This is a genomic window from Methanomicrobium sp., assembly GCF_055145805.1.
This window is the reverse complement of record NZ_JBSREC010000062.1, coordinates 22,175-32,544: the sequence shown is the minus strand read 5'-3', so window position 1 is coordinate 32,544 and position 10,370 is coordinate 22,175. Positions and strand designations below refer to the sequence as shown.

Sequence of the window (10,370 nt, the reverse complement as noted above, 5' to 3'; positions counted from 1 at the left end):
ATTTTATCTCCCCCCCAGATATCTGATAAGATATTCCATATCGGACTTATAGATTTTTATCTGCCATAAATCCTTTTGGGCTAATATATAAATGAGAAAAAAATTATTTGTTTTTTAATGCAACAATATCAGTTACTCCGGTAAGCTTCCAGATACTTGTTCTCTCCTCTGCCACTATTGCCTCCAAAGGTTCGGAAGGATCATGACCAAGTGCAGATAAAATATTTTGAGACAGTTTCTTTTCTTTAATCATGTCAACAAATTTTTGTCTTATCTGCTTTTTTGTGATACTATCATCTTCCTGAACCAGGTATCCCTGCAAAGTCACAAAATTATAGCACGAAAGATCACTTGAATATCTCTCAACCTCTACTGAAACATGTGGATTTAATTTATATAAATCATTTTTCCTGCCGTATTTTGTTGAGAGGAAATACAAAAACCTGCCATCAAAAACATACAAAAAAGGCGCAAGATAAGGGTATTTCTCCCCTTGAAATGCTATTCTGCAAATATAACCTTCCTCTATAAGCAGATTATATTCCTCAACTTCCATCTTTGGAATCTTTACAATATCCATAAAGAACAACAACCTTTGTTTTTGAATCGTTGTATTCAACAGCAATAAATATTTCCAATTTATTTCACAAAAATTTGAATTTTTTAATTAATAACTGAAAAATACCAAAGATAAACAGAAATGGATTTTTCAGGAATTTGACATACTATACAAAAGAAGATATTGATAAAAACCCTAATCTTAAAAAGAAAAATCGGAAAGACTTTTTTATGTCTCCGGAGAATTTAAGTTTTAATCTCAAAATCTTGTAGTCTAAATAAAAAGGAGGATAATATGAATAAAATCTATGTGATCGGGCACAAAAATCCTGATACAGATTCCGTTTGTAGTGCAATAGGATATGCAAAGTTTCTAAATAAAAAAGATGACGGACGATATATTGCTGCAGTTTGTGGTGAAATTAATGAGGAGACACAATTTGCGCTTGAAAAATTCAATACAGAAATACCCGAATATATAGAGTCTGTTGAGCCCAATATTTCTGATCTTCCTTTCACATACACTTTCAGCGCCGAAGAAAGTGTTCCTTCTATTGATATCATATCTATGATGGATGACAACAATGTTCGTAACATACCGGTTACTGATTCAAGAGGCAAACTTACCGGACTGATGAGTGAACACGGACTTGCACAGGCATATGTTCGCCGTCAGAAGATAGAGCAGCTCTCTATAACACCAATTAAACTTGAAACACTTACAAGAATTCTGAATGCAAAAATACTTGCCCCTTCAGCCGACCTCCTTGAAGGAAAAGTCTATATTGCAATTGATGCACTCCATGTAACACTTTCAAAACTGACCAGTAATGACGTTGCGGTTGTCGGAGATAATGAACCCGCACAGCTCACACTTATCTCTACAGGAATTGCGGCACTAATAATTGCTGATGGTGCACCAGTCGGAGAGAGAGTTATAAATGCCGCAACAGAGAAGGGGGTTGCACTTATATCCACAAATCTTGATGCATTCGGAGTAGGAAAGATGATCAATCTCTCCCTTCCCGCAAGTCATATTATGGCCAGGGATGTCCCGACAGTAATAAAAGAAGATACAATCGAATATGCAAAAAAACTTGTTTCCAGTTCAAAATACCGTACTGCCTGTGTTGTTGACGACAACAGAAAATTTCTCGGAATGATTTCAAGAAACACTTTCCTGGAAACTGTTCAAAAACAGGTAATTCTTTTGGATCATAATGAATATGCCCAGGCAGTTGAAGGAATAGAAAAAGCTGAAATTCTGGAGATTATAGATCACCACAGGCTGGGTGCTATAACCACATTAAAACCAATAAGCTTTTTAAACGAACCCGTCGGCTCAACTTGCACAATTATTGCAGGGAAATTTATAGAAGAGGGAATAAAACCTGATAAAAAAACTGCAGGAATTCTCCTTGCAGGGATTTTATCTGACACACTTGTTCTTCGTCTTTCCACTACAACCGAGAAAGACAAAAGGATTGTAAAATATCTGGCAGAAATCTCAGAAACAGATCCTGTAGAATTTGGAACGGAATTAATTAAAAAAGGAATGAATTTGGATGGAATTGACTTAAGGCAACTTCTAATGAGAGATATAAAAGAATATGAATTGTTCGGTAAAAAAGTTATTATCTCTCAAATAATGATACCTACATTTGAATTTTCAATAGAGAATAAAGATGAAATATCCCGATATACAAAAAAACTCAAAAAAGAGAACGGTGCAGATATTTTTGCCACACTTTTAACAAGTGTATTTGAAAACGGAAGTGAAATTTATATGGAAGCCGAAACTCTTATTTTAAAACAAGCAGGTATTGAGAAACAACCTCTTAGAAAAGAAGGTATGATGTCCCGTAAAAATGATTTTTTACCATGGTTTGGGCAAATATTAAAAGACAACTAATCTATCTCTTTCTTCTATATACAATAAATAAACCAATTATGATCGCAACTATTACTGTAAATGGCATTAAAGGAATATTTATCCCCAATACTAAAGGAGTCAGTGAAGCCGAAATATAATCTGTCTCTCCTTCAGTTATAGATACATCTGTTTTCCAGTCATTATATCCTGAAAGACGTACAGTTACAACATGCATTCCCGAAGTTATTTCTTTTATTGTCAGAGGAGTAATTCCCAAATAAATATTATCCACAAGTACATCCGCACCCGATGGTGCAGAATCAACAGAAAGCATTCCTGTTCCTGTAGGATAAGGAATTTCACAGACAGGAAGTGGTTCAGGTGTTGAAGGAACTGTTACAGGAAGTGCAAGATAATACAGATTTCCATCATCTGACGCAACAGACATATGCATTCCGGACGGGGACAACGAAACACCCTTCACATTTCCAAATGTTGCATATTTTAAAATCTCGGTTTTATCGTCACCATAAAGATGTGCAAAGCTATCATTTGCGCCTGCAGCCACATATTTTCCATAATAAGAAGTTGAAACTCCGTTTACAGGAACCATTACATTTGTTGACCATATTTTGTTTCCGTCTTCACCAATAATATCTACCCTTCCATCAGCACATCCTGCGACAATTGTGTTTCCATCGGGGGATATATCAATATCAAAAACCTGTTCATTTGTAGAATATGTCCATAATCTGCTGCCTTCCAGATTATACAAAAAAACCATAAAAAGCTTTTTTCCGGCAGCAATGAGACTGCCGTCATTATTTATAGAAACACAGTAAACATCTCCTCCAAGTCTTTGTTTCCATACAAATTCTCCTCCTTTTTTGTAAAGGTACAGGTATCCATCATTAGAACCAGCCGCGATATATGTTCCTTCTCTGGATATTGCAGCATCATATACTATTCCGCCCAGATTTTTCTGCCATAAAATATTTCCTTCTGAATCAAACAGATAAAGTATTCCCTTTTTTGTACTTACTACAGAATAATCTCCAAATTCCGATACAGATAACCCGCTTACCGGACCGTTGACCGATCTTTCCCAGATCAGGTTCCCTTTGTTGTCAAGAAGGTACACCCTGGCATTTGTCCCTCCTGCAAGCACATAGCCTTCATCTTCAGAGATGTCTGTATCAGCAAAATTTGTGTTTTTGGTAAATTTCCAAAGAAGAGTTGCTTCCGAATCAGCAGACACAGTAACAGGGATAAAGGAAAGACAAATAATTGTAAGTATTGTTATTGAAATTAAACTAAATGAATATGATTTCATAATAAAACTCTGTAAATATAATATAAATATGAATTAATAATATTTTCTCAAAATACTGTTTTTTTCTAAAAAATTCTACGATCCTATTAGCTAAAAGCTTTATTTAAATTATTAAAATAAATGTCTGGATTAAAAAAAAATCAAATATTATTGTGATAATAGCTTAATGGCTCAAGAGTTACATCCTGCAATTTCATCGCCTCAATTGCCATTGCAGCTGCTCTTGCCGCCTGCATTGTAGTAATATATGGTATTCCATAATCCAGCGCCGCACGCATAATCTGTTTATGATCCTGTCGTGAATATTTTCCTGAAGGCGTGTTTATAATCAGACTTGTTTCTCCTCTTCTCATCAGATCAATGACATTGGGCGAACCTTCCTGAACCTTCCGTACAAGTTTTGCCTCAATACCATGTCCTTCCAGGTATTCCACAGTACCACTTGTACCAAGGAGAGAGAGGCCTAGTTCACATAGTTTCTTTGCAATCGGAACAATTTCAGACTTGTTTTCATCCCCTATTGAAATAAAGACCATGCCTTCAAGAGGCAACTGGTTATCAGCAGATGTACTTGCCTTATAATAGGCTCTTCCGAAGTCATAGTCAATTCCCATAACTTCACCTGTACTCTTCATTTCAGGACCAAGAACTGTATCCACTCCGGGAAGTTTGTTGAAGGGTAAAAGGACCTCTTTTACAGCAACATGTTTTATCTGCCGCTCTTTGTAGTCCATATCCTTCAATTTGCAACCGCTCATTACGCGGGCTGCAACCTTTGCAAGTGGAATTCCGGTTGCTTTTGAAACAAACGGTACAGTTCGGCTTGCACGCGGATTAGCCTCAATAACATAGACAATTCCACCTTTTACTGCAAACTGGATATTTAAAAGCCCCACAACACCAATTCCGATAGCCAGCTTTTTTGTATAATCTCTTACCTTTTCCAAAACTTCATCTGAAAGAGACTGTGTTGGTATAACACAGGCTGAATCACCACTATGAACGCCAGCCTCTTCAATATGTTCCATAATACCGCCGATTAAAACATCTTCACCGTCACATACCGCATCTACATCAAGTTCAATTGCATTCTGCAGGAATGAATCAAGAAGAACAGGATGTTTTTTGCTGACACGAACAGCCTCTTTAATGTAATTATGAAGTTCTATATCATCATGAACAAGTTCCATTGCTCTTCCGCCAAGAACATATGAGGGGCGAACCAAAAGGGGGAAGCCTATTTTTTTGGCAATTTCAAATGCTTCTTCTTCAGAATATGCTGAACTGTTGGCAGGAGAAGGTATCTCAAGTTCATCCAAAAGCTGACTGAATTTATCTCTGTCTTCTGCCAGATCCATTGCAGCAGGAGATGTCCCAAGAATTTTTGTTTTCAGTCCCAATTCCTTTATTCTCTTCTCAATTGGAACAGCAAGATTTACGGAATTCTGACCCCCAAACTGAACCATGACACCGGCATAATCATCTTTTTTAAGAATATTTGTTATGTCTTCCAGTTTCATAGGTTCAAAGAATAATCTGTCAGATGTATCAAAATCAGTTGATACAGTTTCAGGATTATTATTTACTATATGAACCTCAATTCCCTCTTCACGAAGTGCCATAACCGCATGTACTGTACAATAATCAAATTCAATACCCTGACCAATTCTTATTGGTCCTGAACCTAAAATGAGTATTTTCTTTTTAGTGCTTCGTACAATTTCACAATCGGAATCAGATGTTGAGTAAAAATAGGGTGTGGTTGCCGGAAATTCCGCAGCACAGGTATCAACCATTTTATATCCAGGTTCTTCTGTTATTTTTTCAACAGAACTGAGATCCTTTCCTGTAAATCCGCTGATATCAGAATTTGTAAATCCATAATATTTTGCAGATTTTATATCATCGTCTGATGGATTTGCTTTCAGTTTATTTTCAATTTCGATGATGTTTGCAATCTTTTGCAGGAAGAATGCATCTATATATGTAAGGGAAGCTACTTCCTCAACCTCAAAACCATTTCTGAATGCATCAAAAAGACATCCGAAACGTTCATCGGTTGGATTCTGAAGAAGCATTGAGATCTCTTTTCTTGATGTATGTTCGCTTATGTCTGTATCAAGTGACCTGAGAGCTTTTATAAATGCTTCTTCAAGTGTTCGCCCGATTGCCATAACTTCACCTGTACTCTTCATAGCTGTTGTGAGTGTCCGATCAGCATTTTTGAATTTATCAAAAGGCCATCGTGGAATTTTGACAACGACATAGTCTATTGCAGGCTCAAAAGATGCAGGAGTGCATCCTGTTACTGTATTTATTATTTCATCAAGCCGGAGGCCTACTGCAATCTTTGAGGCAACTCTTGCAATCGGATATCCGGTCGCTTTTGATGCAAGGGCAGAAGAACGTGATACGCGTGGATTTACCTCAATAATTCTGTAATCACCATCTTTAAATGCCATCTGGATGTTGCATCCCCCCTGAACATCAAGTGCCCGGATAATTTTTATTGCCGCACTTCTTAATTTTTGGAATTCGTCATCACGAAGCGTAAGAATCGGTGCAACAACCACACTTTCGCCGGTATGAATTCCCATTGCGTCCACATTTTCCATACCACAGATAATAACACAGGTATCTGCAGAATCCCGCATGACCTCAAATTCTATCTCCTTCCAGCCGATTACGCTCTCTTCAATTAAAACCTGATGAATTCTTGAACGCTGGAGTCCAAGTTCAACAATTCTTCTAAGTTCTTCAGGCGTGTTTGCAACTCCTCCTCCGGCACCTCCAAGAGTATATGCAGGACGTATAATTACAGGCAGACCTACTTTTTCATAGACTTCGTCTATCTGACTCATTGACTCTAAAATGAGACTTCTTGGAACAGGTTCTCCAATTTCATTCATCAAATCCTTAAACTGTTCCCTGTCTTCCCCCTTGTATATTGCTTCAAGAGGTGTTCCAAGAATTTCGACATTTTTTAAAGCTCCCATCTCTGCAAGTTCTGCAGTAAGATTCAGCCCTGTCTGACCCCCCATACCGCTCATAATTCCGTCAGGTTTCTCTTTTTCAATAATTTTTGCAATTATAGAGGCTTTTAGAGGTTCGACGTATATAACATCCGCTGTATCAGGATCTGTCTGAATTGTTGCAGGGTTCGAGTTTACAAGGACTACTTCAATACCTTCTTCTCTCAATGCCCTGCATGCCTGCGTACCTGAAAAATCAAATTCTGCTGCCTGACCTATCTGAATTGGTCCGGAACCAATAAGAATTACTTTTTTTATGTCTTCTCTAAGCGGCATTTAATGAATCCTCCTGTACATCATATCAAAGATGGATCTTTCGGTGTCAAGTGGCCCTCCATGAGCTTCAGGATGAAACTGTACACAAAAAACATCAAGGTCTTCAGAACAGAATCCTTCAAGTGAACCGTCATTAACATTTGAGAAAAACACCTCACAGCCTTCAGGAAGTGTATCGCCGTCAACTGCAAAACCGTGATTCTGGGTTGTAATATATATTGAACCATCCATGTGGCGTACCGGTTGATTTGACCCCCTGTGACCAAACTTCATTTTATATGTCTCCGCACCAAAAGCCAGTCCGAGAACCTGATTTCCCATACATATTCCAAATACAGGAATCTTACCTATGAAATGTTTTGCACATTCCACAGCATCAGTTGCGCATGCAGGATCTCCCGGACCATTTGTTATAAAAATAGCTTCGGGTTCACATGCCTCAATATCAGAAGGCTTTGAATTATATGGAAAAATAAACAAATCTGCATCACGTTTTCTCAGTGATATTGCAATATTTTTCTTAATACCAAGATCAATAACTGCGATCCTTTTTCCTTTACCGGGAATTCTAAAAGGTTCTCTGCAGGATACCTGGCTTAATAGATCGATATCTGATATGGGTTTAACCGCTTTTGCACATTCCACGGCATATTCCCCGTTATCATCTCCATTAATTAAAGCGGCCCTTAAAGTTCCATGTATTCTTGTCTCTATTGTCAGTTTACGGGTATCAATTCCTGAAATACCTGATAAACCATTTTCCTCAAAAAAAGAATGCAGAGTGTTGTTAGCTGACGGGCGCCTGCAATGTTCACGAACAACACATCCTGCTGCATTTACTATAGGACTCTGGAAATTTTGAATATCTACACCATAATTTCCTATAAGAGGATATGTAAACATCAGAATCTGACCTGCATAACTAGGATCTGTTAGCGCTTCCATATAACCGCCCATCTGTGTTGTAAACACAAGTTCGCCGGTACAGGACCCTTCAACACCAAATCCTTCTCCTATTATATATTTACCGTTTTCTAGACCCAGAACTGCCTTCATTGAAATAATCATTATTATTTGGAAGTAATCCCTATTAATCTCTCTCTCTGTGTCACAAAAAAATCAGATTATCTCGTTAATCCTTGAAAAAAGATATATATAGATGTTTTTTCAGGTTCAAAAAGATTCTTTTTGGATTTCTGATATTTTTTCACTTTTTTTTATATACATAAGGTTCATGCCAAAATTGCAAATTCAATATACTAATAATTACAATATCAATTATATGAGTGGCAAAATAACAATTGAAGTAGTTGGTTTCAGTGACTCTCCCTGTGGCCCTTTTCCATGTGATGGCGACAGAACCTGTGAACTTGAAAAATGTGCACCTTCTGAAGAGCTTTTAAAAGCCTTTGATGCATTGAAAGAACGTCTTTTTCACATATATGGAAATAATGTTGATCTTAAATTAACTCTGCTTGATAACGAGGTCCCTGAGTATATAATTAAAATTATTGAAAAAGACCACCCGCCAATACCTCTCATTTTAGTAAACGGTAAAAAGACACCTATTGGAAGAATATCCCTCCCAATGATTCGTAAAGAAATAGAAAAAGTTCTTTAATTCATTTAAATTCAATATTTTTTAAGAATTTTTTTAATTCTTTTTGAAATTTAAACATAATTGACAAATTATGCCTTATAAAAATAGTCCTGAATTAAAAAAATAAATTTTTTTAGGTTATAGTGATAGTAATTTATTCTCCTTTTTTCACCGGTACAATTAATGATAAATATGAATATGCAAAATAACCTTCTCATGCGTGAAGAAAAAATAAAAGTACGCAACATTATGCGTGAGAGAAGAGAAAAACTTACCTCACAGGAACGCCTTTTAAAAAGCGAAACGATATGCAAAAAAGTTTTTTCACTCATAAAACCAGGCGAAACAGTGATGGGATTTACTTCAAAAGAGCTTGAAGTAAATACAAACCTTCTTTTAAAATTATTAATTGAGAATGAAAATCCACTTGTAGTTCCTATTATTGTAACAGAAGATGTCAGCCTTCGTCTTTCATATCTAAAAGATCTGACCCATCTTGTTCCGAGTACATTCGGTGTCCCCGAGCCTATTGGAAATGAAATACCTGTTCCTGATGGTGCAGTTGACATTGTAATACTACCAATGCTGGGATATGACAGGAAAGGAGGCCGCATAGGATATGGTGCAGGTTATTATGACAGATTTCTGGAGAAATATCCTGATGTAAAAAAAATAGGAATTGCATTCGCATGCCAGGAAGCTGAAAATATTCCTCTTGATCATAACGATATCTTAATGGATTATATTGTAACTGAAGAAGAGATTGCATTTGAAAGAAAACAGGAGTGAAAAATATGCAGATTAACGGAGTGGAGATAATTGATACATATGCGGAGGCTTTTCCAATCTGGTTTTCAAGAATTATAATTACAGCAGAAACCTGTGAACTTGCAAAAACAGCTGCTGTTGAGGCAACAGGCTTTGCAACTTCAACTATAGGATGCCCCTGTGAGGCAGGAATAGAACGATATTATTCTCCTGATGAAACGCCCGATAAAAGACCGGGCATCTCCGTTATGATCTGCACTGCCAGAAAAAGCATGCGTGAGAGGGTTGCCGAAAGAATATCTCAATGCATTTTAACAGCCGCAACAACGTCAGTTTTTGATGGTTTTCCTGATGCCGAAACAAGATTTTCAACAAGGATGCACTATTTTGGAGATTCTTATGAGAGCAGATGCACAGTAGGCAACAGAAAATGCTGGAAGATCCCCATAATGGGAGGTGATTTTATAGGCGAGGAAAATTTTGGAGCTGTTAAAGGGATCGCCGGCGGAAATTTCCTTGTTATGGGAAAAGATCAGAGTTCAGCACTTGCAGGGGCAATGGCATCTGTAAAAGCATTTGAGAATAGTGAAGGAATTATTGCAAGTTTTCCCGGAGGGATTGTTTCAAGCGGTTCAAAAGTTGCCAGCAAAAACTACAAATTTCCAATGCCTGCAAGCACAAACCACAGATTCTGCCCGTCAATTAAAAATAAAATTTCTGATTCTCTTGTTCCGGAAGATGTTAATTCAATCTATGAAATTGTAATAAACGGCCTTAACGAAAAAGTAATTGAAGACGCAATGCGAAAAGGAATTTTAAAAGCAGTCAAAGAAAACGGAGTCTTATTTATTGGTGCAGGAAATTATGAAGGAAAACTTGGAACAAACAATTTTTACCTTCGCAAAATCTTGGAACAATGAATATTTAATT

At 37.0% G+C, this 10,370-nt stretch carries 8 protein-coding genes; 4 read left to right on the top strand and 4 right to left on the bottom strand.

The genetic code is table 11. The features are described from left to right. Positions 1 to 103 precede the first annotated feature (103 nt). Entirely contained in the window at positions 104 to 580 is a 477-nt protein-coding gene (locus tag ACTB1O_RS05750; RefSeq protein WP_462994186.1) for a pyridoxamine 5'-phosphate oxidase family protein, read from the bottom strand. Positions 581 to 853: 273 nt separating this feature from the next. On the opposite strand from ACTB1O_RS05750, the gene ACTB1O_RS05745 reads away from it, so the two are divergent. Next, positions 854 to 2,470 carry a putative manganese-dependent inorganic diphosphatase gene (locus ACTB1O_RS05745; protein WP_462994185.1) on the top strand — a complete coding sequence of 539 codons (1,617 nt, stop codon included), beginning with the start codon at positions 854 to 856 and terminating at the stop codon, positions 2,468 to 2,470. Between the two features lies 1 nt (position 2,471). Here ACTB1O_RS05745 and ACTB1O_RS05740 read toward each other — a convergent pair whose 3' ends face one another. The 3 genes from ACTB1O_RS05740 to carA all read right to left on the bottom strand — a co-directional run bounded on the left by ACTB1O_RS05740 (position 2,472) and on the right by carA (position 8,128). After that, positions 2,472 to 3,764, bottom strand: coding sequence for an outer membrane protein assembly factor BamB family protein (locus ACTB1O_RS05740; protein WP_462994184.1), 1,293 nt, complete (start codon positions 3,762 to 3,764; stop codon positions 2,472 to 2,474). A 140-nt stretch (positions 3,765 to 3,904) separates the two neighbouring features. Continuing rightward, complete coding sequence (gene carB / locus ACTB1O_RS05735) at positions 3,905 to 7,072, bottom strand: carbamoyl-phosphate synthase large subunit (RefSeq protein WP_462994183.1); 3,168 nt, start codon at positions 7,070 to 7,072, stop codon at positions 3,905 to 3,907. Next, complete coding sequence (carA, locus tag ACTB1O_RS05730) at positions 7,073 to 8,128, bottom strand: glutamine-hydrolyzing carbamoyl-phosphate synthase small subunit (RefSeq protein ID WP_462994187.1); 1,056 nt, start codon at positions 8,126 to 8,128, stop codon at positions 7,073 to 7,075. It lies immediately after the preceding gene. 226 nt (positions 8,129 to 8,354) lie between these two features. Between carA and ACTB1O_RS05725 the strand changes: the two genes are divergently transcribed. The 3 genes from ACTB1O_RS05725 to fhcD all read left to right on the top strand — a co-directional run bounded on the left by ACTB1O_RS05725 (position 8,355) and on the right by fhcD (position 10,360). Next, entirely contained in the window at positions 8,355 to 8,693 is a 339-nt protein-coding gene (locus tag ACTB1O_RS05725; RefSeq protein ID WP_462994182.1) for a hypothetical protein, read from the top strand. Positions 8,694 to 8,855: 162 nt separating this feature from the next. Next, positions 8,856 to 9,461 (top strand): 5-formyltetrahydrofolate cyclo-ligase, encoded by a 606-nt coding sequence (locus ACTB1O_RS05720; RefSeq protein WP_462994181.1) that lies wholly within the window; start codon positions 8,856 to 8,858, stop codon positions 9,459 to 9,461. Positions 9,462 to 9,466: 5 nt separating this feature from the next. Further along, a complete protein-coding gene (gene fhcD / locus ACTB1O_RS05715) occupies positions 9,467 to 10,360 on the top strand; it encodes a formylmethanofuran--tetrahydromethanopterin N-formyltransferase (protein ID WP_462994180.1) in 894 nt (297 codons plus the stop codon). Positions 10,361 to 10,370: the final 10 nt, after the last annotated feature.

Coding starts and splice junctions, on each gene's coding strand:
- ACTB1O_RS05750 (WP_462994186.1), bottom strand. CDS start 580: ATGGATATTGTAAAGATTCCAAAGATGGAAGTTGAGGAATATAATCTG.
- ACTB1O_RS05745 (WP_462994185.1), top strand. CDS start 854: ATGAATAAAATCTATGTGATCGGGCACAAAAATCCTGATACAGATTCC.
- ACTB1O_RS05740 (WP_462994184.1), bottom strand. CDS start 3,764: ATGAAATCATATTCATTTAGTTTAATTTCAATAACAATACTTACAATT.
- carB (WP_462994183.1), bottom strand. CDS start 7,072: ATGCCGCTTAGAGAAGACATAAAAAAAGTAATTCTTATTGGTTCCGGA.
- carA (WP_462994187.1), bottom strand. CDS start 8,128: ATGAAGGCAGTTCTGGGTCTAGAAAACGGTAAATATATAATAGGAGAA.
- ACTB1O_RS05725 (WP_462994182.1), top strand. CDS start 8,355: ATGAGTGGCAAAATAACAATTGAAGTAGTTGGTTTCAGTGACTCTCCC.
- ACTB1O_RS05720 (WP_462994181.1), top strand. CDS start 8,856: ATGATAAATATGAATATGCAAAATAACCTTCTCATGCGTGAAGAAAAA.
- fhcD (WP_462994180.1), top strand. CDS start 9,467: ATGCAGATTAACGGAGTGGAGATAATTGATACATATGCGGAGGCTTTT.